A 23,373-nucleotide genomic window follows, 5' to 3' on the forward strand; every position below is an offset into this window, starting at 1 on the left:
GCCTCGTGTTCGTGGCATAACCCTCATTAGGTTGAGTCGCGGGATTTCGGAAAGGCTTGAACATGGCGAATCAGGACATAGGCTTTTTGAATGCGCTGCAATCGCGCATGGGCTGGCTGAACGACCGGCAAAAGGTTGTGGCGCAGAACGTCGCCAACGCCTCGACTCCCGGTTTCAAGCCGCGTGACCTCACCCCGCAGGATTTTGGCAAGCTGGTGGCGGACGAATCGAACGGCGGCAGTCTGGGCCTGATGACGACGAACGCGATGCATATCGCGCCGCAGGGAGGCGCTTCCACCCGCGCCAACGAAGTCGTATCGCTCGATTCGGAAACCACAATGGATGGAAACAGCGTCGTCCTTGAAGAACAGATGCTCAAGATGGCCGAAAGCCGGATGCAGTTCCAGGCCGCGGTCTCATTCTACGAAAAGTCGATGTCCATGCTCCGCATGGCCGCACGCGTACCGGGTAAGTAAGGATTAGAGCATGATAAATGATAAGCCCATTCAATCCAGCCAGACCATGGCCATCGCCGCCAGCGCGCTCAAAGCGCAGCAGGCACGGATGCGGGTCATCGCTGAAAATATCGCCAACTCTGATTCGACCGGCAAGACACCTGGCGCCGATCCCTACCGCCGCCAGACGCCTGTCTTCACCTCGGCGCCGGTCGATGGCGCCACGGGCGTCAAGCTGGCCAATGTGGTGCAGGACATGAGTGCCTTTACCAGGGAATACGACCCGACCCATCCCGCGGCCGACGCCGAGGGCTACGTCAAGAAACCCAACGTTAAACCGCTGATCGAAACCATGGACATGCGCGAGGCCCAGCGGTCTTACGAAGCCAATCTGAACGTCATCGAGACGGCGCGCGCCATGACTCAGAAAACCCTCGATATTCTTCAAAAATAAGGCGTAACTCATGGATCCGTTATCAGCGGCCCGCGCCTATGGCGCAGCAGTCAAACAAGCACAGAACGCCGCCAAACAAGAAGGCGGAGACGCCGGCGCGGTAGGTGCTCCCGACTTCGGCAAGATGCTGCAAGGCGCGCTCGACCACACGATGAAGACGACGCAGGGCGCCGAGAATATGATGGTCCAGCAATCGCAGGGCAAGGCGGAATTGATCGATGCCGTGACCGCCGTTTCCAGCGCCGAAACCAGCCTGCAAACCGTCATCGCTATCCGGGACCAGGTAATCAGCGCCTATCAGGAAGTCATGCGGATGCCGATCTAGGCTCACGACATTTCACATGAAAAAGCCTTCTCAGTTTGCTCTGAGAAGGCTTTTTCATGCTTGTAAGCGTCTTAGCCCTTCTTTGTCGGAGCCGTCGGTTTGGCGGGGGCAGCGCCGGGGGCGGCCGGGCCACCGGCGGCGGTCTTGTTCAGTTGCTGTTGAAGACCATCGGCGCGCTGCATACGCTTGGCCAGCTTTTCGGTCAGGTCTTTCGCGGCATCAGCCGACATGGCGCCGAGGATGGCGGCCAGCGCCCGATCCTTCATTTTCGCGGCGATTGGCAGGCGGACCTCATCGCTCATGATGGTCATGGCGGCGGCGGCGTCCTTCGGCTTCATGGCGGCATAGACGGCTACCAGACGGGTGGTATCGTCGTCCTGAACCTTGGTCGCCTGATCCAGCAAGCCTTGAATCTGCGTTTTCAGGTCGGCAAGCTGAGTGATGCGGGCATCGAGCTTGGAATCGGCGGCCTCGATCAACTGGGCGCGCGAATTGAGTTGCTGTTCACGCTGGTCAAGTTGCGCGCGGCGCTGGCCGAGGCTTTGCAGGATATTCAGTTCATTCGGCGAAATGCCGGCCTGCTTGGCCAGGTCATCGACCGATGTAGCGCAGATCGGCGTCATCGGCGCGGTGGCGGCGGCATCCTTGCCTTGCGACGCTGCATCGGCCGCCATCAGGGCCGGATCGACGCCAAAACTCTGGGTCGGATCGTCGGCCTTGTCGACCTCCCCCTTGCCGGCTTTCGCAGCAACCTTTTTCGCCGCTGGCTTCTCCGTCTTCTTGTCGCTTTTTTGGGCATCGGCGGCAAAGGCCGTGGCCGCCTTGAAGACGTCAGGCATCACTTCCAGGCTGGTGATCGCCTTGAGGGCGAAGACACCGGCCACGGCGACAGCGACGAGCGGCAGGAAACGGGGAAGAGCCATCTATAAAACTATCTCTTGATATTGAACTGACGCGGACGGCCTTTCGGGGCCTCCACGGTCGCGGCCGCCTTGTTACCACCGAACAGATCGTCCTCAACGGATGCGACCTGCCGTGTCGGCAGATTGAGCGTGCGGATCATTTCGTTGAGATTGGCGACCACCAGTTCGGACATCTGAACCTTGTCGATGATTTCGCTCTCATCTTCCGGCTCGATTTCCGGCAACAGGCTGGTGCGGGCATAGGGCGTCTGATTGGGCCGAACCACATCATTCATGAAGGGCGTCCGGTCACGCGGGCGCGCCACACTTTCGGCCTCATGATGGGCGGGACGAATGATTTCATTCGCCATCGGCTGGCTACGGACAACCTCATAGCTGACCAGGCCCTTGTCGAGTTCGGATTGCACGCGTTCGGCGCGCGTCACCTGCATGTCGAGCTTTTGCAGCACCTCACGCGCCGCCAGGATACGGCCGTGCAGCAGGTCCTGCGACTCATCAGCATTGCCGCGCAGTTCCTTCAGCGAATTGTGAGCGCGGATCGCCGCGTCATCGAGATCATGCACCGCCTTGGCGAAGCCCTCATGAGCGGCGCGCAAGGCCTTCAGGCGCTTGTCGAGGCGCATACCGAACATCAGCGCCGCCGCCAGCAGCGCCATCAGGATCACATCCATGATAATGTTCGTCAGGCTCATATTCGCCCCCTATTTCCTGACCTGCATGAGCCGGCGCTTGGCCGCCGAAGCCAGGGGCGCATCGACGCGCACCGCGATGGAATGGCCCTTGCGGCCCATCCGGCCCGTCGTCAGCGGAATGGCGCCGCATTTCAACTGGATCGGCGAATCGGCATTGGCGTTGAGAATGAGCGTTTCGCCGACCTGCAAATTGAGCACCTTGGAGAGCGGCACCTGCTGCTCATCGAGCACGGCGCGCACCTCCATCTGGGTCGTCCAGATTTCGGTGGCCAGGTGGCTTTCCCAGATATTGTCGCGGCCGAACTTTTCGCCCATGAACTGCTGGAGCAGCATCTTGCGGATCGGCTCCAGCGTGGCGTAGGGCAGCAGCAGCTCGACGCGGCCGCCGCGATCTTCCATGTCGATACGCAGCTTGACCAGGATCGCGGCATTGGCCGGACGGGCGATGGCGGCGAAGCGCGGATTGGTTTCCAGCCGGTCGAGATTGAAACTGACGGGGGTCAGCGGCTCGAAAGCCGCCTTGGCGTCATTGAGGATGACCTCGACCATCCGCTGCACCAGCACGCGCTCGATCGTGGTATAGGGCCGGCCTTCAATCCGCAGCGCCGCCGTTCCCCGACGGCCGCCGAGCAGGACATCGACGATCGAATAGATCAGGTTGGAATCGACCGTCAGCAGGCCGTAATTATCCAGTTCCTCGGCACGGAAAACGGCGAGAATGGCTGGCAGCGGGATCGAATTGAGGTAATCGCCAAATCGGATCGAGGAAATATTATCGAGCGAGACTTCGACATTATCAGAGGTGAAATTGCGCAGGCTCGTCGTCATCAGGCGGACCAGCCGGTCGAAGACGATTTCAAGCATCGGCAGGCGCTCGTAGGACACCATCGCCGAATTGATAATCGCCCGGATGCCCGAGCGTTCGTTATAGTCGTCTTCCGACAGATCGAAACCGAGCAGGCTGTCGATTTCATCCTGGTTGAGGATACGTTCGGCGCCGGCGGGCATGTTGAAGCGTTCGCCCATGCCGCCGCCGCCGACCATCGCTTCCCATTCAGCCGCGAGGTCGCCGCCGGCATCACCGTCGCCGCCACCACCGCCCCTGGAACCTCCGGCGGCTGCCTCGGCTTCGGCGGCGAGTTCCGCCTCCCAAGCCGCCATCATGGCTTCCTGATCGACCTCATCGGACATTAGGTAATCAACATTTCTTCAATAAGTACGGCATTGATCTTGTGAGGCGCCAGAACCAGATTAACCCGGCGCAGGATTTCGAGACGAAGCTGATAATTGCCCTGCGAACCGGCGAGGTCTTCCGGACGCAGCTCGCGCAGAAAGCCCTGCATCACATCATTGATGCGCGGCATGTTCTGGGTCAGGGCGTCAACGGTTTCGTCGTCGGGGCATTCCAGGGTCAGTTTCAGTTTCAGATAGCTGGCGCGGCCGTCAGGCGACTGGATATTGGCCACCATGTTCGGCAGGGACAGGTAAGTCGTGCCGTTCGGCCCTTCCGAAGGCACGGGTTGCGTCGCCGGATCAACCTTGGCGTCCGCGGCACCATGTTCGCCGGCCGCTTTTTTCTTGTCCTTCTTCTCAGCATGTCCGGCCTTTGCCGCCTTGCCATGCGCATCAGCGGCGCCCGCCACAGGCTTTGGTGCCAGGAAGAGGAAATAAGCCGCAGCGCCCCCACCACCCAGCAACAGGACGGCGGCGGCGATAATGACGATCAGCAGCGGGAATTTCTTCTTGGGCGTGGCCTCGCCCTCTTCGGCGCCATCCACAGGCGGCACTTCCTCGTCCTTAGGCTTCTTTTCTGTCTTGGCCAAAATGCCCACCCGCTAACTACACAAAGCGCCGGAAACCCAAATCTAGGCCCAACCTTTAAACAAACCCTGATCGCTTCCCAAAAGCGTTAATGCCACTATCGCCAAACATAGTTAACGATTGCTTGTTGCCCGCGCTTCACACGGCATTTTTTGCCGCCCTTCCATGTGTCGGGATTCGGCACAAACCGTCAACTTCCTTTTAAATCAAGGCTTTGGTGAATTACCCATCCGTGGCACGGCGCTTGCATCTTTCAAAAACATGGTTAACGGCGCATCTGAGGGATCAGCGACGTTTTTCCAGTAAGACTTTGAACCTGAACCTTTAATTGGGAGCCGCTGACATGGATAATGCCAACTACGTCGCCCTGTCGCGCCAGATCACCCTGCAACGGGAGCTGGACATCAGCGCCAATAACCTCGCCAACATGAACACCACGGGCTACAAGTTCGAGGAATTGCTGGTAAATGCCGAGCCGGGCGCCCCTGCCGTCAACATGCCGATCCGCACACCGGCCAATTTTGCCTATGACAGCGGCGTCGGCCGTAACTTCACCCAGGGCACGATGAACCAGACCGGCGCCCCGCTCGACCTGGCGCTAAACGGCGAAGGCACCTTCTTCACCGTTACCGGCAAGAACGGCCAGACAGCCTATACCCGCGATGGCGCTTTCACACTTTCAAACGACGGCACACTGGTGACCCAGCAGGGTTATGTGGTGCAGGGCGACGGCGGCCCCATCACACTCGACCCCAAGAAGGGCGAACCCAGCATTTCCGCCGACGGCATCATCACCCAGAGCTATCAGGGCCAATCCGAACGTGTCGGCAAGCTCAATGTCGTGCGCATCGCCAATATGAGCGACCTGTCGAAAAATGGCGACGGCACCTTCATCCTGACCAGCAATGCGACGCCCATCACCGCCGTAGACGCCCAGGTCCGCCAGGGTTTTCTCGAAGCCTCCAATGTCAATCCGATGACCGAGATCACCAACCTGGTACGCATCAATCGCGCCTATTCCAGCCTCGCCGCCATTGTCGAACAGAACAGTCAGCTAAACCGTACCGCCGTCGAGCGGCTCGGTCGCGTGGCGTAAGGAAGTAAATCATGCACGCTTTGAGAACAGCGACGACGGGTATGGCCGCCCAGCAGATGAATGTTGAAGTCATCTCCAACAACATCGCCAACATGAATACGGTCGGCTTCAAGAAGCAGCGGGCCGAATTCCAGGATCTGCTCTACCAGAACGTCGAACGCATGGGCGCGCAGTCGTCCGATTCCGGCACCGTTGTGCCGACCGGCATCCAGGTCGGTTCCGGTGTGAAGACCGGCAGCGTCTATCGCATCATGGAACAGGGCAGCCCGACCCTGACCGGCAACGATTACGACCTCGCCATCCAGGGCAAGGGCTATTTCCAGATCGAACTGCCCTCCGGCGAAACCGCCTATACCCGCGCCGGCAATTTCTCGCTCGACGACCAGGGCCGCCTGGTGACGACGGACGGCTATCTGGTGCAGCCGGGCGTCACCATTCCGCAAGGCGTGACCGGCGTATCGATCTCCAAAACCGGTGAAGTGCAGGTCGTCACCGCCGGTTCGGGTTCAACCGCACCCACCGTAGTCGGGCAACTGCAACTGGCCACCTTCGCCAATGAAGCCGGCCTTGATGCGCAAGGCGACAACCTGTTCCTCGAAAGCGGCTCTTCAGGCGCACCTAACGTTTCTACGCCGGGTGATACCGGCTTTGGCACGTTGATGCAGCACTATACCGAATCGTCAAACGTTGACGCCGTGTCGGAAATCACCGCCCTGATCGTGGCTCAGCGCGCCTATGAGATGAACTCCAAGGTCATCACCACGGCGGACGAAATGCTGCAAACCACCAGCCAGTTGGCGAGAGGGTAAGCAAATGAAAGTTGTAAGTGTTCTGGCGGCTATTTTGCTACTCAGCCCGGCTTTCGCGCAGGCTCAGACCGCACCCAATCCGCTGACCCTCAAAGCCAATGTCACCGATGGCGATGGCCGCATCACCTTGGGCGATGTGTTCGACAATGCCGGCCAGGCGTCGGACGTGCTGCTCGGTTATCGCCAAGGCGCCACCGCCGTGCTCGACGCCGCCATCGTGCAATCGATCGCCGCGCGCAACGGCGTCTATTGGGATAATGCCCGTGGCCTGCGCCGCATCATCGTCGCCGCCGGTTCGGAAACCGGCTCCGCGAATGTCCAGCAACTCGCCACCATTTCGGGCCCGCAAAGTACCGCGAACTGGGGCCGGCCCGCCGTCAGCGGTCCTGTGGCCGTGAAACGTTCAGAAATGGTTTCGGTGACCTGGACGCAGAATGGCCTGAGCCTCACCCTGTCCGGTCCGGCGCAGAAGGATGGCGCGATCGGCGATGTGATCCAGGTGCAGAACCCGTCTTCGAAAAAGATGATCGATGCCGTCGTCACCGGTCCCGGCCAGGCCGTTTCCGGACAGGCCGCCGCCCAGATCCGCAATCAAACCTACCTGTCTTCCCGCTAATTTTGGGCGTTAGTCCTGAAGGTTCCCAGATGTCCAGATTCCTCCTTGCCGCCCCTGCCCTGCTCGCCGGCCTTGTCGTTTTAAGCGGTTGCGGCTCCGTCCGTGAAGCCGTCAATGGCCCCGGCCTGACGCCGATGGCCTATCCTTCGGCGCTGGTGCCTACAGAACAGGCCATCGCCTATCCGCCGGCCAACAATACACCCGCCTCCAGCAATTCGCTGTGGCGGGTCGGCGCCCGCACCTTCTTCAACGACCAGCGCGCCCGCGCCCTCGGCGATATCGTGACCGTGCAGGTCGATATCAATGACAGCGCCCAGACCAGCAATGCCACCGACCGCTCGCGCACCAACGATTTCAATGCCGCCACGCCTTCGATCTTCGGGCTGGAATCTTCGCTCGGCAAACTGCTGCCGGGCGCCTATAATCCAGCCAAGGCGCTCGGCAGTGCCAGCGACTCGACCTCGACCGGCGCCGGTTCGGTCAAACGGGCGGAAAAAATTTCCGTCACTGTCGCCGCCATTGTCACCGGCGTGCTGCCCAATGGCAACCTGATCATCCAGGGCACCCAGGAAGTCCGCACCAATCGCGAAGTCCGTGTGCTGACCGTTTCCGGTATCGCCCGTCCGGAAGATATTTCCTCGACCAACGCCATCAAGCACACGCAACTGGCCGAAGCGCGCATCTCCTACGGAGGCCGCGGCGATATTACCAATATGCAGAAGCCACCCGCCGCGCAGGCCCTGATGGAAAAGTATTCGCCGTTTTAAGGCTCTTGACCATATATTGAGACTTATAATCTAAAAGTGGTGGTCAGGTTCCTGATCGCCACAAGGTTTCATGCCCGCTCCGTCTTCCAGTCTCACCGGCGCCCGCCGCGATCTGCCGGCAGATGACGCCAGCGGCTTGGCAAAAGGGATTCTATATGCGGAAGTGGCGCTGACCATTTTCTGCATCCTGATGTTTTCCAGTGCCCTGATTGGCCCGCTGTTCGCGCCGCAGACCCTTGATCTGGCGGCGGCGGAAAGTGATTCCGCCATCCTGCGGGTGATGTGGCTGCCGGTCTATGCCGTCACGCTTCTGCTGATCGGCTTTCGCGTCACGCGACTGATGCGCATCCTGCCCGCGCTGTTCATGACCGGCCTGCTGGTCGGGCTGTGCTTTGCTTCCAGCTACTGGTCGATCGCGCCCGATATCACCATCCGGCGCACCATCGCGGTCGCCGTCACATCGCTATTCGGACTTTATCTCGCGGGGCGCTACAGGGGCGGAGAACTGGTCCAGATCATCGCCCTGAGCTTCGCGGTCCTGGCCTTCGGCTCCTATTTCGTCTGTATCTGTGTGCCCTCCCTCGGCATCCATAACGATATCAACGCCGGCGCCTGGAAAGGCCTGTGGTACGAGAAAAACCAGATGGCCGCCATGATGGTGCTGGGCTTCATCGCTGCCTGCGCCTCTGCCTATATTTCACCTGAGCGCCGGAAAATATGGATCGGACTGGCCATCGCCATCTTCGTGCTGGTGGTCTTGTCGCGGTCGAAAACCTCGCTGCTCGCCTGCATGACCAGCGCCGTCGCCATACCTATTTTGATGGCCCTGCAACGCGGCGGCGTACTCAGCGTTGTCTTCGTCTGGCTGGCGGCTACGGGCAGCCTGATCGGCGGCGCCCTGTTCTATATCGCTCCCGACCTGATCTTCAAAATGCTCGGCAAGGACCCGACCCTGACCGGTCGCACCGAAATCTGGGCCTCCCTGATGCGCCTGTCCGACAAGCACCCGTGGCTGGGCTATGGCTACAAGGCCTTCTGGACGCCGACCTCAGTGCCCGCGTCGGTGGTGCGCGCCGAAACCCACTGGGACGTGCCTTCGGCGCACAATGGCTGGCTCGACCTGCTGATCCAGCTCGGCTGGGTCGGCGTCATATTATTCGGGCTGGTGCTGGCGACTGGCTTTTTCTGCGCCCTGTTCCGCTTTGCCCGTGTCAAGGACGGCTTCTTTTCGGTGCTGATCCTGATGCTGTTCAGCTTCCTGATCCTGTCGGAAAGCTTTATCCTGTCGCAAAATTCGCTAATCTGGGCGCTGTTTGTTTGTGCCCTGGCGCGGCTGACGGCCAATGATATCGAAGATTAATTCGCGGTCCCGACCGCTTCCGAAATCGAACGAAAACCGTCCGCTTTCAGACGTAAAACCAGATCGCGTCGGATAGCATCCGCCAGGCCCGGCCCCTTATAAACCAAAGCCGAATAGAGCTGCACCAGTGAAGCGCCGGAGCGAATCTTGGCATAGGCCTGCGCGCCATTCGATACGCCGCCGGCGCCAATCAGGGTCAGTGTGCCTTCGCTGGCCGACCGCGCCGTTTTCAGCGCCCGCGTCGATAATTCAAACAAAGGCGCGCCGGACATGCCGCCGGCTTCCGACGCCTGAGACGAGATCAGCCCCTCACGCGACAGGGTCGTATTGGAAACGATCAGGCCGTCGAGCTTGTGATCAAGCGTCGAGGTTACTGTATCAATGATTTCACTCTCGGTCAGGTCCGGCGCGATTTTGAGGAAGATCGGATAGTTGCTACCGGAAACCTTCACCAAAGCCGCGCGCGTCTCGACGATCTGGCCCAGCAGGTCGTCGAGATGCGACTTCCCCTGCAAAGCGCGCAGGCCAGGCGTATTGGGCGAGGAAATATTGATCGTGAAATAGCTGCCCTGTCCCCACAGGCGTTTCAGCCCGGTGATATAATCAGCCATGCGATCGGTGGCGTCCTTATTGGCGCCGATATTGAGACCGATCACCGCACCCTTGCGGTGGGCGTTGATATGCTCCAGATGGCGCGAAAAGACATCAAGCCCCTTGTTATTGAAGCCCATGCGGTTGATCACCGCCTGATCCTCGGTCAGCCGGAACAGGCGCGGCTTCGGATTGCCACCCTGCGGCAGGGGCGTCACCGTGCCGCATTCGGCAAAGCCGAAGCCGGCACGCACCATGGCCAACGGCACGTCGGCGTTCTTGTCGAAGCCCGCCGCTAGGCCAAGGCAGTTGGGAAGGCGCAAAACACCGCCGTCATAGGCGACATCGACAGCCAGTTCCGGCGTATTCAGACGCGATACCGGCCCAAGACCCGCCTTGAGCAGCAATATGGTCAGGGTATGGGCGTCTTCGGGCGGCAAAATGTGCAGGGCGCGCGTGGCGAGGGAATAAATCATTTCGCTAAGTACAATCCGTCATAGATCGGCCGGCCGGCGGCGTCGATCTCGAAGACCGTCGCCGTCGCCGTCGGGTAATTGCCGCGCACCTTGTCAGTGATCTCCGGTCCCGCCGCGCCTTCAAACAGATATTCGGCGACGAGATATTGCACACCGGGATTATGCCCCACCACCAGCAGGCATTGGCCATCATCCTCATGCGCTTCGATGGCGCGGCGCAGGGCGTCCGAACCGGCATTATAGAAGTCCTTCGACACCAGCGCCGGAAGATCGCCCAGAACGGCCTTCACTTCATCGAAGGTGCCCTGTGTACGCGCCGATGACGAAACCAAAGCGAAATCGGGCTTCACGCCATAGGCTTTTAGCGCCTCGGCGACGCTGCGGGCTTCTGCCTTGCCGCGATCGGCCAGGGCGCGATCGAAATCCTCACCGGATTCCGCGTCTTTTTCTGCCTTGCCGTGGCGCATGATAATGAGCTGTTTCATGCCCATCCTATGGCCCAGAATCTTCTCAGGGGTCAAGCCAACTCACGCGTGACCGGCGCGTGATCGCGTGAGGTCGGCACCGGCTGCGGAGGGGTCAGGACACCCCGCAATTCCTGCAAGATCGATTTCTGCGGCCGCGCCGTATGGGCGATGAACGGCCGCCGCCCGGCCTCCATCAGGATCAGGCCACCGGTGATCGGCCAAACGCGCGGCAGGATATTTTCCAACGGTCCCGACCAGCGCAGCAGTGACGCCATCGGCGGCGTATAAAGCGCATAGGACCAGGCCAGCGGCTCCAGTTCGGCATCGCGCAGGGCCGCTTCAAGCTGCATCCGGCTATAGGGCTGGCCATAGCCGAACGGCGTCTTTTCGGCGTGCGCCCAAAAGCCGCCGCGCGCCGCCACGCCCAGGATCAGCTTGCCATTCGGCGCCAACAGGCGCGAAGCCTCCAGCAGCAGCCCTTGCGGCACGGGGGATTCCTCAAGCGCATGGATCATCAGGATGCGGTCGAACAGCGCCGTCGGAAAAGGCAGGGCCTCTTCTTCCACAAGGGTTGTGCGCACACGCAGGTCGGCGGGCCATATCTCGGCCCCCTGCGCCGCAGGCATGGCCGAAAGCACGCGCCGCGCTTCGTTAAACCTGTCGAGATAGGGGGTGCAATAACCGATGCCGAGCACATCCAGCCCGCGCACATCCGGCCAGGCCTCGCCCAGTTTACGGCCGATCAGGCGCTTCGCCACAGCGCCTTCCGGCGATTGATAAAAGCGGTTGAGATCTTCGACCGAACGGCGCAAGCGGGTTTCCCTTGATGGTTACAGCCCCTATATAGGACGGATCAGGCAAAATATGAGAGTGAAATCCTAAGATGGGCCTAAAGGTCGATATCTTCCCGGCGTTGCAGGACAATTACGGCTTTATCCTGCGCGATGAAGCGTCAGGCAAGGTAGCCAATGTTGATGCGCCCGAACCACGCGCTATCACCAAACGGCTGGCGGTGCTGGGCCTCGAAAAACTGGATTACATACTCAATACCCACTGGCATCCGGATCACGCCGGTGGCAACGCCCTGCTGAAAAAGCGTTATGGGTCGCAGATTTACGGTCCGCAGGAAGTAACCCGGATCGCGCCGCTCGATCACGTGCTTAAGGCCGGCGATGTCTTCATGCTGGGTGAAACGAAGCTCGACGTCGTCGATCTTGGCGGCCATACGCTCGGCCATATCGGTTATGTCGATCGCGCCGGCGGACAGGCTTTCGTGGCGGATACGATCTTTCCGCTCGGCTGCGGGCGGCTATTCGAGGGCACACCCGAGCAGATGTGGAGCGCATTGAAACGCATTGCCGAACTGCCGGACGAGACGATTCTTTACAGCGCTCACGAATATACGCTGCCCAATCTGAAATTCGCTGAAAGTCTTGGGAATAGTCATGCGTTGGCGGAGCGCGCCGTGAAAATCCGGGCCATGCGCCAACGTAGCGAGCCGACCGTGCCGTCGACCGTGGCCGAGGAAAAAGCCACCAATCCGTTTCTGGTCTACCCGCTATTGGAGAAGGATTTCACAGCTCAGGCGGCGAAATTCGGCGAACTGCGCAGGGCGAAGGATCGGTTCTAGCGTCTGGCGCTACTGCCAACCGGCGCCGAAGTCAGGATGACATTGAAGATGCGCCGTGAAGATGGCCGTCCGCTCCAGTCGCCGCGCGAAATGTCGAGCTTAAGCACCAGGATGCCATTTTGCAGGCTGGCGCTGGGCGGGCGGCCTTCGATGAACTGCACCGTGCGTATGGGCGCCATGATCTGCTTGCCGCGTGATTGTTGCGACACCTGCACCAGGGCCTCAGCGGCAACGCCTGCGGCATCGGCATAGAGGAAATCGGCGCCCGGCGTGACATCGGGGGCATCGAAACCGATATTACGGCCGATTGCCAGACTGACGCGGCGACTGGCATGGACCAACGATTGAAACAGCAGGCTCGGCGACATGCGCCCCGGCGTGAAGGCCTCAGCCTTGCCGGTAACGGCGGCGGGATCACCCATCGGGCGGTCATCGCTGAACAGGATCATGCCGCCCCAGCGCGTCGATTTCAGAACCGCCTCGCCGGTGTCGTTCTTGTAAATGACATCACCCTTTGGTCCCTGGGTCGGGGTCAGCAACCACACCTCGTCCTCACCATCGAAACGCATGAGAGACCGGTTACCGGATTCATCGAGAATGAAGCTCTGGCCATCTTCGGATTTGAAATGCGCCACCGCCGGACGTGAGGGCGAGCGACCGTCATCGGCCTTCTTGCCGAACATGGCTTCTTTGAGCGACCGCGGCCCATCGGCCAGCGCCACACCGGATTCCGCAATGCAGAACACCAGTATCAATACGGCCAGAAGGCGTGCCAAAGGATGTGCCAGGGTCTTCTTCATTACCCAGATATCTACGGACCGACTTGGGCGGATTTAAGACGCCGCTCAACTTTCAACCGCCTCAATGCGGGCGCAAAAGAGGCGCGAATGCCACCACCCGCGCCTCTTTACCATTGCAAAACTTTACCATTGCAAAACTTTGATTGAGCCATAAGCCGTTGGGATGAGGCGAAACGAAGTTCGGCGAAGCCAAAATTGTTAGCTTTTGAGACCCGTAGCGCAGCGTACTTTTGGGTACGTGAGCAACGGAAGCTCAAAAGATGACGATTTGCAGGACATCCCAACGTGGTTAGGGCCAATCAAAGCATGTGTTGCCCGCCATTGACGGCTATGGTCGCTCCTGTGATGAACGACGCCATATCCGAGGCCAGGAAGGCGCAGATTTCGGCGACTTCTTCCGGCGTACCCAAACGGCCGACGGGAATGCCGGCCACGATCTTTTCCAGCACCGCCGGGGCAATGGCCGAGACCATTTCTGTGCTCGTATAGCCCGGCGCCACGCAATTGACCGTGATGCCCTTGTTGGCCGATTCCATGGCCAGGGCCTTGGTGAAGCCGATCATGCCGGCCTTGGCGGCGGAATAGTTGGTCTGACCCGCCTGCCCCTTCTGACCGTTGATAGAGGAGATATTGATGATGCGGCCATAACCGCGCTCACGCATCCCTTCGATCACCTGACGCGTCATGTTGAAAACGCTGTCCATATTGGTGTGGATAACGTCCTGCCATTGTTCCTTGGACATCTTATGGAAGAAGCCGTCACGCGTGATGCCGGCATTATTGACCAGGACTTCGATCGGGCCGAGCTTGGCCTCAACCTCTTTCACGGCGCGGGCGCAATCGTCGAAATTATCGACGCTGCCCTTGACGATAGTGACGCCATACTCTTCCGCAATCTTTTTGGCCGCTTCTTCATTTCCCGCGTAACCGGCGGCGACCGTCAGGCCGGCATCTTTCAGGCGCTTGACAATGGCCTTGCCAATACCGCGCGTGCCACCGGTGACCAGTGCTACTCTACCCATTGTGTTCTCCCTCGAAAACTTTTTAAATTACAACCACCCACACCGCGCCGCTAAGGCGTTCCGGTGCGGCGAAAATTATTAGCTGTCGAGAAACGGAGCGGAGCGTACTTCAGTACGTGAGCACCGTCTCGCAGACAGATGATGATTTGCAGCCCGCCGGAGCGCCTTAGCCAACGGCTTCGACGGCCAACGCGACGCCCATGCCGCCGCCAATGCAGAGTGTGGCCACGCCCTTTTTTGCGCCGGAACGCTGCATTTCGAACAGTAGGGTGGTCAGGATGCGGGCGCCGGACGCGCCGATCGGATGGCCGATGGCGATGGCGCCACCATTGACATTGACCTTCGACAGATCCCAGCCGAGTTCGCGATTGACCGAGATGGCCTGCGCCGCAAAGGCTTCATTGGCTTCGATCAGGTCAAGATCACCGATCGACCAGTTGGCCTTTTTCAGCGCCTTCTGGACCGCCTGGATCGGGCCTGTGCCCATGATCGCCGGATCGACGCCGGAAATGCCGCTCGATACGATACGCGCCAGCGGCTTGAGGCCGCGCTTGTCGGCTTCGGCGCGCGACATCAGCACCACGGCGGCCGCGCCATCATTGAGGCCGGACGCGTTGGCGGCGGTGACGGTGCCTTCCTTGCTGAAAGCCGGGCGCAGGCCGGAAATGCTGTCGATGGTGACGCCATGACGGATGAACTCATCCTTGTCGACAATCACATCGCCCTTGCGGCCCTTGATGGTGTAAGGGACGATTTCGGCGTCAAACCTGCCGGCCTTCTGGGCGGCTTCGGCTTTATTTTGCGAGGCGACGGCGAACTCATCCTGTTCCTGGCGCGAAATACCGAACTTAGTGGCGATGTTCTCGGCCGTCTGGCCCATGTGGTAGTTGTTGAAGGCGTCCCACAGGCCGTCCTTGATCATGGTGTCGACCAGCGACAGGTCGCCCATTTTCTGGCCGGCGCGGATATAGGCGGCGTGCTGCGCCATCGACATGCTTTCCTGACCACCGGCGACGACAATGGCGCTATCACCGAGCGCGACCTGAGCCGCCCCCAAAGCCACGGCGCGCAGGCCGGAACCGCAGATCTGGTTGATCGACCAGGCCGGGGCGTCATAAGGGATGCCGGCTTTCACCGAGGCCTGGCGTGCCGGTCCCTGGCCTTGTGCTGCCTGTAAAACCTGGCCGAGAATGACTTCGTTGACGTCCGAGGATTGCAGTCCGGCCCGCTCGACGGCCGCCTTGATGGCGTGGGCGCCGAGATCATGCGCCGGCACAGCCGCGAAACTGCCGAGGAAAGATCCGACCGGTGTACGAGCGGCGGAGACGATAACGACTTCATTGACGGACATGCCGGGCTTCCCTTGTAAACACGAAAAAGACTTGCGTAACCGGGACTTAAGGCACCTGACAGGCGAAATCAAGTTACGCCGTTATCCCCGGCCCTGAACACTGGTTTCAGTTTATGACCGCATAGGTGCCCTATCGTGAAGCCGCCGTCACGCCTTAAAATCCGTCCTTTCAGGCTCGCCCATTCAACTTTTTGTGCGCAGCATCACTCGCAATATGGCTTGCAGATAAATTGCGCAGGACACAATAATGAAACCCTTGCGCAGAAGGGGTTTTGATCCTTTGCGCACGCCCTCTTTACGCAAAGGCAAAAAAGAGCTTATGTTGTAAGTGCGAAATAAAATGCAGACCCGATCAATCGGGCGCAATAATCTTAGGAAGAGTACAGGAGAGACTGCTCAGATGGCCGAAACAAAAACACGGGCAAAACGCGCCGAAGGCGACCGCGTAATCATCAAGAAATATGCCAACCGGCGCTTATACAACACGGCCACCAGTTCCTACGTCACGCTCGACAATCTGTCCGACATGGTTCGGCAGGGGATCGATTTCGTGGTTTTCGACGCTAAGTCCGGCGATGATATTACCCGCGGCGTGCTGGCCCAGATCATCTTTGAAGAAGAGAGCCGCGGTCAGAACCTGCTGCCAATCCAGTTCCTGCGCCAGCTTATCGGCTTTTATGGCGACAGTATGCAAAACCTGCTGCCGACCTATCTGGAAATGTCGCTCGACGGTTTCGCCAAACAGCAGGAACGTTTTCGCTCGCAGTTTTCGCAGGCCTTTGGCGCCGCGCCTGGCATAGGCTTCTTCGACGAGCAGGTATCGCAAAACCTGGCCATGTTCGACCGCGCCATGCGCATGTTCTCTCCCTTCTCGTTTGCCAATACGGCTGGCCAAGCGGGCAGCATCACCCCGGAACCGGCGGCCGAGACCGGCGTGCCTCCCAAGCCGGAAACCGACCAGGTCCGCGAACTGCGTCAGCAGATGGAAGCTATGAAAGCCCAGATCGATCAACTGGCCCAAAAGGGCTGAATGAAGCCGGCGGTTATTCTTGCGGATAACCGCCCGTTTTTCTGTTTGTTTTAACGCAAATACGATAAGCTCCAGGCATGAGCGAAAACTCTCCAGACACTCATCTGCCCGTCCCGGCCGGCCCCGTCATTGACCATGAACCGGACGACACGCGCCATAAGCGCAAAGCCACCGCTGAAGCGGATGACGCCACCTATGCCGCGCAGCTTTTGAGTGGCGGCGAAAAGCGCGGCCTGCGCGGTGGTCCGGAAACGCTTGATCGGGCAAAATCGACCTATCTCAAGTCGGAATATTCCGGTCCTAATGATCGGCGACCGGCGCCTGGCCGCGTCACCAAGACTGAAATCTAACAACAATTTCCCGGCACGCTTATTGCAGCCATTGAGGTTCCTTCATAGCGGAGCCTCGCGTGCTGTCCTTTTCCAAATCCCACAAAGCCCGTCCGGCCTGGACGCGCATCGCCACTCGCGCCTTCGATATCTTCGCGGTGACACTTATTTTCGCGGTGTTTGGATAATAAAAAACCCGCCAGCATTACCGGCGGGTTTACTCGTCTCAAAATCCTAAGCCTCAGTGCCCGAAGTCGATATCTTTCCGTGCCGATACGGCGGTAACGATAAAGCCGGCCAGCACATCCATGAGCGTCATGAAGGTCAGCAGGAAAAAAGCCGACGTGGCGAAAGGCTTGAACAGCAGGAACTCGACCAAGCAAACGATGAACAGCACCATCGACAGCGAGTGATTGACGATGGCCACCTTGTCGGATTTGGTCGATTTCAGCAGTTCAAAGAACAGACAGATCAGCGCGCCAAAGAGGATGACATCACCGACATTGACCGACCAGTGCGTGCCGGCGGAGGGCATGGGCAGGTTGAACAGCACCTGCATGACGGCATTATAGGCCGCGCCATCGCTGCCACCGAGCGAGAAGAGCGCCAGAATGTTGTAAACGAGAAACGGTATGACGAGTAAAGGAAACGCGGTAATCAAGCTGAACCCCCTTCTATGATCATCAGCCGGCGGCTGTCTGTCGTACATGCCGATAGCCGCTTCCTGCGCAATAAGATCACGATCAATAGCCATTTCACTGCTCCTGACGCCGATCTACCGCCCGCTTTCGGTAACCTTTCCGGGCTGACGTAAACGGCTGTTTAACCACATTACACCGGGCAGGTCGGAAAGCGCTACAGCTAAACGTCCGATATTGGTATATTTGGACTGACCTGTGGTACGTAAGCGATCATCGACCGGTTCAAATAAAATATCAAAGCCTTCCCGCGTCACCAGTGACGGCAGGTAGCGGTGCATCTGATCGAAATAGGGCAGGCGCAGAAAAACCTCGCGGCGCAAGGCTTTCAGGCCGCAGCCGGTATCGTCGGCCTTGTCGTTGAGCATGGCCTTGCGGATGCTGTTGGCCCAGCGCGAAGCCCATTTCTTCGAGGCCGTGTCCTGGCGATTACGCCGCTGGCCCGCCACCATCCCGACATTTGACGGCGATTTGTGCAGGATCTGCGACATGCGGGCGGCATCAGCGGCGGGATTCTGGCCGTCGCCATCAAGCGTGACCACAAGCGGCGCCCCGGCCGCAAACACACCGCTGCGCATGGCGCCACTCTTGCCGACATTATTTTCATGGCGCAACACACGTAAGGCAGGCATATCCGGTTGCACCGCCACAAGACGCGCATAGGTGTCGTCACGGCTGTGATCGTCAACGAAAATGATCTCGAAACCATCGGCGCCGAAGACGGATGAAAACGCCGCGTCGATTTCTCTGGCGACTTGTACGGCCGCGCCTTCTTCATTATAGACGGGCACCACGGCAGAGACGATTAAAGGCATGATCTGGCTGCTCGCTATACTGTGGGCAATGATGGGACCAAGGGATTGAAACCCATTGGGTTTTATGCCTCATAGACGGTTTGCACTTAAGCGTAAATAGGGGCCGCAATGGGTTCGATGTCCGCGACCACACAAAATCTGATTCAGTTTGTGCAGATACACTTCGCGCAACTGGTGTCGAAAGGCCGGCGCGGGCCGCTGCTCGCCGCCCTTCTGGCCATAGTGGTCGCCCTGCCCTGCGCCATGATGATGCCGCCGCTCGACCGCGATGAATCGCGCTTCATTCAGGCTTCGGCCCAGATGATCGAGACGCACGACTACATCAATATTAATGTGCAGGACGTGCCGCGTTACAAGAAGCCGGTCGGCATCCACTGGCTCCAGGTCGCTGCCGTCAAGCTAACCTCGAACGTCGCCAAACGCGACATTCTCGCTTTCCGCTGGCCTTCCATCCTGGGTGCGGCATTGGCGGCCTTCGCCTGCGCCTGGGGCGCTTCGTATGCCTTTGGCACCCGCGTCGGCACCAAGGCCGGTATCATCTTCGCCGTCACCTTCATGCTGTCGACCGAGGCCTTCATCGCCAAGACCGACGCCGTGCAATGCGGCTTCATCACCCTGATGATGGCCGCACTGGCGCATATATATTTGCGAACCCGCGATCTCGGCAAGGATGACCCGCGCCCGAAAATGCACGGGGTCAAACTGATCTTCTGGCTTGCGCTCGCCGGCAGCATCATGATCAAGTTCATTATCGGACCGATGATCCTGGCGACCACCCTGCTAACGCTTTGGGCCTGGGATCGCAAGATTCGCTGGGCGCGCAATATGGGCTGGGGCTGGGGGCTGATTCTTGTCGCCCTGATCTGCGGTCCGTGGATCATGGCCATCACCGTCACCACCGACGGCCAGTTCTGGGTCGGCGCGGTCGGCAAGGATTTTGCCGACAAGCTCAAGGGCGGCTCGGAAGGCCACTTCATGTGGCCGGGCTATCACCTGGCCCTGCTGCCGATCACCCTGTTCCCGGCGGCCTGGTTCCTTGGCGGCGCGCTGCAAACGGCGATTTCGCGCCGCCATGAAGCCGCCATCCGCTTCGCTGTCGCCTGGTTCCTGCCGGCCTTCCTTATCTTCGAGTTAATGCCGACCAAACTGCCGCACTATACCTTACCCACTTTCGCTGCCCTGGTCTGGTTATGCGCCGTCTCGCTCGATGTGCCGCTGAAACTGTGGGCAAAGTGTCTCAACACCGCTGCGGGCATAATCGGCGGATTGGTGTTGAGCGCCCTGGCTATCGCCGGATATGTGCTTTACGGAACACCGGCGGCTCTGGTCTTCGCCATCGCGGTCATTCTGTCCGCTCTTGTTCTTGGCGGCTTTGGCGGCTGGCTGATATGGGTCAACCGGCAGCGGGCGGGCTTCGCCTTCATCCTGGCGGCGGGCATCCTGACGCATCTGGCCTTTGTCAGCGAGCTGGCGCAACTCAAGCCGCTATGGATTTCCCGGCAGTTGGAAGTCGCATTGGTGACTGCGCATCTCGATCCGCGGCATGATTTGCGCACGCCGGGTCCAGTGGCGATTATCGGCTATTCCGAACCGAGTTTCGTCTTCGCAATGGGCACCAAAACGCAGTTGCTCAATGATGACGTGAAGGGCGCTGTGCGGGCGCTGCGCGAAGGACGGCCGCTCTTCGTGGAGTCACAGTTTGAAAATGCCTTCCAGGCCGAAGCGGCGCGGCAGGGGCTAAAACCGCACGCCGTCACCCAGGTGAAGGGCCATAATTACAATGGTCATGATCAGGTGTTGATCTTGTACGACAATCCGCCGGCGCCATAAATCGCTCGCCGCCTGAGAGCAAAAATGCCTAAAGCGGCATTTCGTCTTCGTCGTCACGCAGGCGATCGCGGAACAGGGCGCGGGTAACCGATACCGCGAGAATCAACGGCCCCAGCAGGCTGACATAGGCCATGCGCCAGAAGCCCTTGCCCTTGGCGCGCTTGTTGAAATAGTAGATCAGGCCATTGCCCTTGTTGCGCTCGACAAACACTGGCTCAACACGCGAGGTATGGCCTTCATGAACCACCTCGGCATGCGGATGGAACAGCACCGTGCCGCCCATTTCACGGGCGCGCCAGCACAGATCGATATCTTCGACATGCAGGAAGAAATTGTTGTCGAAACCCTTCAAACGGCTGAAATCATGCCGGGACACGGCAAAGCAGGCGCCTGAAATCGTCGGCACAGGCGCCGGCGCTTCCGGCAAGGGCTGATCCTCATAATGGATTTCATACTTGCCCCAGGTCGGCACATATTTGGACAGTTGCAGCAGGGAAACCAGGGTGGTGAAAGGCGTCACCTCGCCGCGCCGCGCGCCACGCTGTTCGCTCATGTCCGGATTAAGCAGGCGCGCCCCAACCAGGCAGGGACCGGGCTGATCCGCCGCCGCCTTTACCAGTTCGCGCGTGCAATCGGGCTGCAACAGGGCGTCCGGATTGAGGAAAACAAGCCACGGCTGGGTCGCCAGATGGGCGCCAAGATTGGCCGCCTTGGCGAAACCGATATTGCCCTGCCCTTGCACCAGCAAAATATGGTCGTATTCATCCTTCAGGTCGCGCAGGCGTTGCTCGACTTTTTCCGGACTGCCGTTGTCGATAATGATGAACTGTTTGACCTTGGGATCGTTCAACACGCGGCCAATGCTGTCGAACAGCACCTTGCCGGTATGAAAAACGACCATGATCAGCGTGACGCCATCCTGGTCGTCGCAAGGCGCCATCTGGAGATGCTGCACGAAATATTGCGCTTCGCTGGTGGCCAGCTTACGCTCTTTCAGCATCTCTATAATGGACGGCGGCAGTGCAGTCATCAGCTTTCCTTATTGTGTCCTGAGATCGGGTGGCGTGGCGTCTTCGGCCAGTCTCTTCACCGCATCGGCGATGCTGAGAATGGTCTGGCCTTCGGAACCGAGGAAGCGCAGGGCCACCTCGCCTGTTTCAGCTTCCTTGCGGCCGACGACCGCGATCACCGGCACCTTGGCCAACGAGTGCTCGCGAACCTTGTAATTGATCTTTTCGTTGCGCAGATCGGCCTCGACACGCAAGCCCGCCTTGCGCAGCGCCTCGACGACGCTTTCGGCATACGGATTGGCGTCCGAGGTGATCGGTGCGACTACAACCTGAACCGGCGCCAGCCACAGCGGGAAACGGCCGGCATAGTTCTCGATCATGATGCCGATAAAGCGCTCGAACGATCCCAGAATGGCGCGGTGAAGCATGACCGGACGCTGGCGCGAACCATCTTCGGCGACATATTCGGCGTCAAGACGCTCCGGCAGCACATAGTCGAGTTGCAAGGTGCCGCAGGTCCATTCGCGACCGATAGCGTCCTTGACGATGAAGTCGAGCTTGGGGGCATAGAAGGCGCCATCGCCTTCCGCGATCACTGGCTCGACGCCCGCCTGACGGGCGGCTTCAGCCAGCATGCCTTCGGCCTTGTCCCAGAATTCATCCGAACCGGCGCGCGTTTCCGGACGGGTGGCCAAGGTAATATAGGCCGTTTCCATACCAAGATCGGCGTGGACCAGCTTGGTCAGGCGAACGAACTTTTCCGTTTCCTCAACGATCTGGTCCTCGCGGCAGAAGATGTGGGCGTCGTCCTGCGTGAAGCCGCGCACCCGCATCAGGCCATGAAGCGAACCCGATGGTTCATAGCGGTGACAAGCGCCGAATTCGGCCATACGCATCGGCAGCTCTTTGTAGGACCGCAGGCCGACCTTGAAGATCTGAACGTGGCCGGGACAGTTCATCGGTTTGAGCGACAGGGTTTCCCCTTCGACCGTTTCGCAGACGAACATGTTCGGGCGATACTTTTCCCAATGACCGGACTTTTCCCAGAAGGTGCGATCGAGCACCTGCGGCGTCTTGACCTCAACATAGCCCGCTGCATCAAGGCGGCGGCGCATATAGGCTTCAAGCGTACGCCAGAGCTGCCAGCCCTTGGGATGCCAGAAGACCATGCCCCGGCCCTCTTCCTGCATGTGGAAAAGGTCCATGGCGCGGCCGAGCTTGCGGTGGTCGCGCTTTTCGGCTTCCTCGATGCGGTGGATGTAGGCTTCGAGATCGGCTTCCGTCGCCCAGGCCGTGCCGTAGATGCGCTGTAATTGTGCATTATTATGATCGCCACGCCAGTAGGCGCCGGCCAGCTTGGTCAGCTTGAAGGCCTTGCCGATGAACTTGGAGGTCGGCAGATGCGGGCCACGACACAGGTCTTTCCATTTGTCGCCATGACGATAAACGGTGATGGTTTCGGTGCCCGGCAGGTCGCGGATGATCTCCGCCTTGTATTTTTCGCCGATCGATTCGAAATGCCTGATGGCCTCGTCGCGGTCCCAGACCTCGCGGACGATCTTCTCGTCGCGGTCAACGATTTCCTTCATCTTCGCTTCGATTTTGGCGAAATCATCGGTGCTGAAAGGCTCATCGCGGGCGAAATCGTAATAGAAGCCGTCCTCGATCGAGGGACCGATCGTGACCTGCGTGCCCGGAAATAGTTCCTGCACCGCCTCGGCCAGAATGTGGGCCGCGTCATGACGGATCACTTCGAGCGCCTCGGGGGCGTCGCGCGTCAGAATTTCCAATGCCCCCCCCTGCTCCAAAGGCCGATCCAGGTCCAGCAGTTCGCCATCAAGCTTGATAAGCACCGCCTTCTTCGCCAGAGATTTTGACAGGCTTTCGGCAATACTCCTGCCGGTTGTCCCCCTGTCAAAGCTGCGAACGGCGCCATCGGGAAACATCAAGTCTATCATCATCTTAGTTACTTTTTAGCTGGCGACCTGTAGCCCTTACGGCGGGCT

26 protein-coding genes are annotated in these 23,373 nt (G+C 59.5%); 12 read left to right on the top strand and 14 right to left on the bottom strand.

The genetic code is table 11. The features are described 5' to 3' along the window. The first annotated feature begins 62 nt into the window (after window positions 1-62). The 3 genes from flgB to fliE are packed head-to-tail and all read left to right on the top strand — an operon-like array spanning window position 63 to window position 1,234. Window positions 63-476 carry a flagellar basal body rod protein FlgB gene (gene flgB / locus VL130_RS02650; RefSeq protein WP_325360865.1) on the top strand — a complete coding sequence of 138 codons (414 nt, stop codon included), beginning with the start codon at window positions 63-65 and terminating at the stop codon, window positions 474-476. 10 nt (window positions 477-486) lie between these two features. Next, a complete protein-coding gene (flgC, locus tag VL130_RS02655; RefSeq protein WP_325360866.1) occupies window positions 487-909 on the top strand; it encodes a flagellar basal body rod protein FlgC in 423 nt (140 codons plus the stop codon). 10 nt (window positions 910-919) lie between these two features. Next, window positions 920-1,234, top strand: coding sequence for a flagellar hook-basal body complex protein FliE (gene fliE, locus VL130_RS02660; RefSeq protein ID WP_325360868.1), 315 nt, complete (start codon window positions 920-922; stop codon window positions 1,232-1,234). Between the two features lie 71 nt (window positions 1,235-1,305). Here the strand turns inward: fliE and VL130_RS02665 are convergent, their stop codons facing one another. Genes VL130_RS02665 through VL130_RS02680 form a run of 4 tightly spaced genes read right to left on the bottom strand, consistent with a single transcriptional unit; the run spans window position 1,306 to window position 4,672 of the window. Then, complete coding sequence (locus VL130_RS02665) at window positions 1,306-2,157, bottom strand: MotE family protein (RefSeq protein ID WP_325360869.1); 852 nt, start codon at window positions 2,155-2,157, stop codon at window positions 1,306-1,308. A gap of 8 nt (window positions 2,158-2,165) precedes the next feature. Beyond that, window positions 2,166-2,849, bottom strand: a complete 684-nt coding sequence (locus VL130_RS02670; protein ID WP_325360870.1) for a DUF6468 domain-containing protein — start codon at window positions 2,847-2,849, stop codon at window positions 2,166-2,168. A 9-nt stretch (window positions 2,850-2,858) separates the two neighbouring features. Continuing rightward, window positions 2,859-4,040: a flagellar motor switch protein FliM gene (fliM, locus tag VL130_RS02675; protein WP_325360871.1), complete on the bottom strand. Its 1,182-nt coding sequence runs from the start codon at window positions 4,038-4,040 to the stop codon at window positions 2,859-2,861. Beyond that, the gene (locus VL130_RS02680; RefSeq protein WP_325360873.1) at window positions 4,040-4,672 is read right to left on the bottom strand and encodes a flagellar basal body-associated FliL family protein; all 633 of its coding nucleotides are present in this window, start codon (window positions 4,670-4,672) and stop codon (window positions 4,040-4,042) included. Before VL130_RS02680 ends, fliM begins: the two co-directional genes overlap by 1 nt. Before the next feature lie 341 nt (window positions 4,673-5,013). Between VL130_RS02680 and flgF the strand changes: the two genes are divergently transcribed. The 5 genes from flgF to VL130_RS02705 all read left to right on the top strand — a co-directional run bounded on the left by flgF (window position 5,014) and on the right by VL130_RS02705 (window position 9,318). Continuing rightward, entirely contained in the window at window positions 5,014-5,766 is a 753-nt protein-coding gene (gene flgF, locus VL130_RS02685; RefSeq protein ID WP_325360877.1) for a flagellar basal-body rod protein FlgF, read from the top strand. A gap of 11 nt (window positions 5,767-5,777) precedes the next feature. After that, window positions 5,778-6,575 (top strand): flagellar basal-body rod protein FlgG, encoded by a 798-nt coding sequence (flgG, locus tag VL130_RS02690; protein ID WP_325360879.1) that lies wholly within the window; start codon window positions 5,778-5,780, stop codon window positions 6,573-6,575. A gap of 4 nt (window positions 6,576-6,579) precedes the next feature. After that, window positions 6,580-7,191 (top strand): flagellar basal body P-ring formation chaperone FlgA, encoded by a 612-nt coding sequence (flgA, locus tag VL130_RS02695; protein WP_325360881.1) that lies wholly within the window; start codon window positions 6,580-6,582, stop codon window positions 7,189-7,191. A 29-nt stretch (window positions 7,192-7,220) separates the two neighbouring features. Beyond that, window positions 7,221-7,958, top strand: a complete 738-nt coding sequence (flgH, locus tag VL130_RS02700) for a flagellar basal body L-ring protein FlgH (protein WP_325360884.1) — start codon at window positions 7,221-7,223, stop codon at window positions 7,956-7,958. A gap of 70 nt (window positions 7,959-8,028) precedes the next feature. After that, the gene (locus VL130_RS02705; RefSeq protein ID WP_325360887.1) at window positions 8,029-9,318 is read left to right on the top strand and encodes an O-antigen ligase; all 1,290 of its coding nucleotides are present in this window, start codon (window positions 8,029-8,031) and stop codon (window positions 9,316-9,318) included. Here the strand turns inward: VL130_RS02705 and VL130_RS02710 are convergent. From VL130_RS02710 to VL130_RS02720, 3 genes are read right to left on the bottom strand one after another with little or no spacing between them, the layout of a single operon-like run. Next, window positions 9,315-10,385 (bottom strand): quinone-dependent dihydroorotate dehydrogenase, encoded by a 1,071-nt coding sequence (locus VL130_RS02710; protein ID WP_325360889.1) that lies wholly within the window; start codon window positions 10,383-10,385, stop codon window positions 9,315-9,317. The genes VL130_RS02705 and VL130_RS02710 overlap by 4 nt on opposite strands. Beyond that, a complete protein-coding gene (locus VL130_RS02715) occupies window positions 10,382-10,870 on the bottom strand; it encodes a SixA phosphatase family protein (protein ID WP_325360891.1) in 489 nt (162 codons plus the stop codon). The genes VL130_RS02710 and VL130_RS02715 overlap by 4 nt, the downstream gene beginning before the upstream one ends. 32 nt (window positions 10,871-10,902) lie before the next feature. Beyond that, a complete protein-coding gene (locus VL130_RS02720) occupies window positions 10,903-11,664 on the bottom strand; it encodes a class I SAM-dependent methyltransferase (protein WP_325360893.1) in 762 nt (253 codons plus the stop codon). Window positions 11,665-11,735: 71 nt separating this feature from the next. On the opposite strand from VL130_RS02720, the gene gloB reads away from it, so the two are divergent. Then, window positions 11,736-12,482 (top strand): hydroxyacylglutathione hydrolase, encoded by a 747-nt coding sequence (gloB, locus tag VL130_RS02725; protein ID WP_325360895.1) that lies wholly within the window; start codon window positions 11,736-11,738, stop codon window positions 12,480-12,482. Here the strand turns inward: gloB and VL130_RS02730 are convergent. From VL130_RS02730 to VL130_RS02740, 3 genes are all read right to left on the bottom strand, one after another. Beyond that, a complete protein-coding gene (locus VL130_RS02730) occupies window positions 12,479-13,282 on the bottom strand; it encodes a DUF4908 domain-containing protein (RefSeq protein WP_325360897.1) in 804 nt (267 codons plus the stop codon). The two genes, gloB and VL130_RS02730, sit on opposite strands and share 4 nt — an antisense overlap. Before the next feature lie 299 nt (window positions 13,283-13,581). Continuing rightward, window positions 13,582-14,304: an acetoacetyl-CoA reductase gene (phbB, locus tag VL130_RS02735; RefSeq protein ID WP_325360899.1), complete on the bottom strand. Its 723-nt coding sequence runs from the start codon at window positions 14,302-14,304 to the stop codon at window positions 13,582-13,584. 166 nt (window positions 14,305-14,470) lie between these two features. Further along, window positions 14,471-15,655: an acetyl-CoA C-acetyltransferase gene (locus VL130_RS02740; protein ID WP_325360901.1), complete on the bottom strand. Its 1,185-nt coding sequence runs from the start codon at window positions 15,653-15,655 to the stop codon at window positions 14,471-14,473. Window positions 15,656-16,055: 400 nt separating this feature from the next. Between VL130_RS02740 and phaR the strand changes: the two genes are divergently transcribed. Together phaR and VL130_RS02750 are read left to right on the top strand one after the other, a co-directional pair. Next, complete coding sequence (phaR, locus tag VL130_RS02745; protein WP_325360903.1) at window positions 16,056-16,685, top strand: polyhydroxyalkanoate synthesis repressor PhaR; 630 nt, start codon at window positions 16,056-16,058, stop codon at window positions 16,683-16,685. Between the two features lie 77 nt (window positions 16,686-16,762). Further along, window positions 16,763-17,035, top strand: coding sequence for a hypothetical protein (locus VL130_RS02750; protein ID WP_325360904.1), 273 nt, complete (start codon window positions 16,763-16,765; stop codon window positions 17,033-17,035). Between the two features lie 220 nt (window positions 17,036-17,255). Here VL130_RS02750 and VL130_RS02755 read toward each other — a convergent pair whose 3' ends face one another. Further along, window positions 17,256-17,768 carry a hypothetical protein gene (locus VL130_RS02755; RefSeq protein ID WP_325360905.1) on the bottom strand — a complete coding sequence of 171 codons (513 nt, stop codon included), beginning with the start codon at window positions 17,766-17,768 and terminating at the stop codon, window positions 17,256-17,258. Between the two features lie 21 nt (window positions 17,769-17,789). Then, entirely contained in the window at window positions 17,790-18,527 is a 738-nt protein-coding gene (locus tag VL130_RS02760) for a glycosyltransferase family 2 protein (RefSeq protein ID WP_325360906.1), read from the bottom strand. A gap of 108 nt (window positions 18,528-18,635) precedes the next feature. On the opposite strand from VL130_RS02760, the gene VL130_RS02765 reads away from it, so the two are divergent. Beyond that, complete coding sequence (locus tag VL130_RS02765) at window positions 18,636-20,357, top strand: glycosyltransferase family 39 protein (RefSeq protein WP_325360907.1); 1,722 nt, start codon at window positions 18,636-18,638, stop codon at window positions 20,355-20,357. 28 nt (window positions 20,358-20,385) lie between these two features. On the opposite strand, the gene VL130_RS02770 is transcribed toward VL130_RS02765, so the two are convergent. Next, entirely contained in the window at window positions 20,386-21,387 is a 1,002-nt protein-coding gene (locus VL130_RS02770; protein WP_325360909.1) for a glycosyltransferase family 2 protein, read from the bottom strand. Between the two features lie 9 nt (window positions 21,388-21,396). Next, complete coding sequence (thrS, locus tag VL130_RS02775) at window positions 21,397-23,325, bottom strand: threonine--tRNA ligase (protein ID WP_325361109.1); 1,929 nt, start codon at window positions 23,323-23,325, stop codon at window positions 21,397-21,399. Window positions 23,326-23,373 lie beyond the last annotated feature (48 nt).

It is taken from the genome of Asticcacaulis sp., from assembly GCF_035497195.1.
Taxonomy (GTDB): domain Bacteria; phylum Pseudomonadota; class Alphaproteobacteria; order Caulobacterales; family Caulobacteraceae; genus Asticcacaulis.

Bases quoted from the DNA above. Each gene is read 5' to 3' on its own strand.
- VL130_RS02710 (WP_325360889.1), bottom strand. From the start codon at position 10,385: ATGATTTATTCCCTCGCCACGCGCGCCCTGCACATTTTGCCGCCCGAA.
- thrS (WP_325361109.1), bottom strand. From the start codon at position 23,325: ATGATAGACTTGATGTTTCCCGATGGCGCCGTTCGCAGCTTTGACAGG.
- flgG (WP_325360879.1), top strand. From the start codon at position 5,778: ATGCACGCTTTGAGAACAGCGACGACGGGTATGGCCGCCCAGCAGATG.
- VL130_RS02765 (WP_325360907.1), top strand. From the start codon at position 18,636: ATGGGTTCGATGTCCGCGACCACACAAAATCTGATTCAGTTTGTGCAG.
- flgF (WP_325360877.1), top strand. From the start codon at position 5,014: ATGGATAATGCCAACTACGTCGCCCTGTCGCGCCAGATCACCCTGCAA.
- fliM (WP_325360871.1), bottom strand. From the start codon at position 4,040: ATGTCCGATGAGGTCGATCAGGAAGCCATGATGGCGGCTTGGGAGGCG.
- VL130_RS02705 (WP_325360887.1), top strand. From the start codon at position 8,029: ATGCCCGCTCCGTCTTCCAGTCTCACCGGCGCCCGCCGCGATCTGCCG.
- VL130_RS02750 (WP_325360904.1), top strand. From the start codon at position 16,763: ATGAGCGAAAACTCTCCAGACACTCATCTGCCCGTCCCGGCCGGCCCC.
- VL130_RS02715 (WP_325360891.1), bottom strand. From the start codon at position 10,870: ATGAAACAGCTCATTATCATGCGCCACGGCAAGGCAGAAAAAGACGCG.
- phaR (WP_325360903.1), top strand. From the start codon at position 16,056: ATGGCCGAAACAAAAACACGGGCAAAACGCGCCGAAGGCGACCGCGTA.
- VL130_RS02670 (WP_325360870.1), bottom strand. From the start codon at position 2,849: ATGAGCCTGACGAACATTATCATGGATGTGATCCTGATGGCGCTGCTG.
- VL130_RS02665 (WP_325360869.1), bottom strand. From the start codon at position 2,157: ATGGCTCTTCCCCGTTTCCTGCCGCTCGTCGCTGTCGCCGTGGCCGGT.
- VL130_RS02770 (WP_325360909.1), bottom strand. From the start codon at position 21,387: ATGACTGCACTGCCGCCGTCCATTATAGAGATGCTGAAAGAGCGTAAG.
- flgA (WP_325360881.1), top strand. From the start codon at position 6,580: ATGAAAGTTGTAAGTGTTCTGGCGGCTATTTTGCTACTCAGCCCGGCT.
- VL130_RS02730 (WP_325360897.1), bottom strand. From the start codon at position 13,282: ATGAAGAAGACCCTGGCACATCCTTTGGCACGCCTTCTGGCCGTATTG.
- flgB (WP_325360865.1), top strand. From the start codon at position 63: ATGGCGAATCAGGACATAGGCTTTTTGAATGCGCTGCAATCGCGCATG.
- flgH (WP_325360884.1), top strand. From the start codon at position 7,221: ATGTCCAGATTCCTCCTTGCCGCCCCTGCCCTGCTCGCCGGCCTTGTC.
- gloB (WP_325360895.1), top strand. From the start codon at position 11,736: ATGGGCCTAAAGGTCGATATCTTCCCGGCGTTGCAGGACAATTACGGC.
- flgC (WP_325360866.1), top strand. From the start codon at position 487: ATGATAAATGATAAGCCCATTCAATCCAGCCAGACCATGGCCATCGCC.
- fliE (WP_325360868.1), top strand. From the start codon at position 920: ATGGATCCGTTATCAGCGGCCCGCGCCTATGGCGCAGCAGTCAAACAA.
- VL130_RS02760 (WP_325360906.1), bottom strand. From the start codon at position 18,527: ATGCCTTTAATCGTCTCTGCCGTGGTGCCCGTCTATAATGAAGAAGGC.
- phbB (WP_325360899.1), bottom strand. From the start codon at position 14,304: ATGGGTAGAGTAGCACTGGTCACCGGTGGCACGCGCGGTATTGGCAAG.
- VL130_RS02755 (WP_325360905.1), bottom strand. From the start codon at position 17,768: ATGGCTATTGATCGTGATCTTATTGCGCAGGAAGCGGCTATCGGCATG.
- VL130_RS02740 (WP_325360901.1), bottom strand. From the start codon at position 15,655: ATGTCCGTCAATGAAGTCGTTATCGTCTCCGCCGCTCGTACACCGGTC.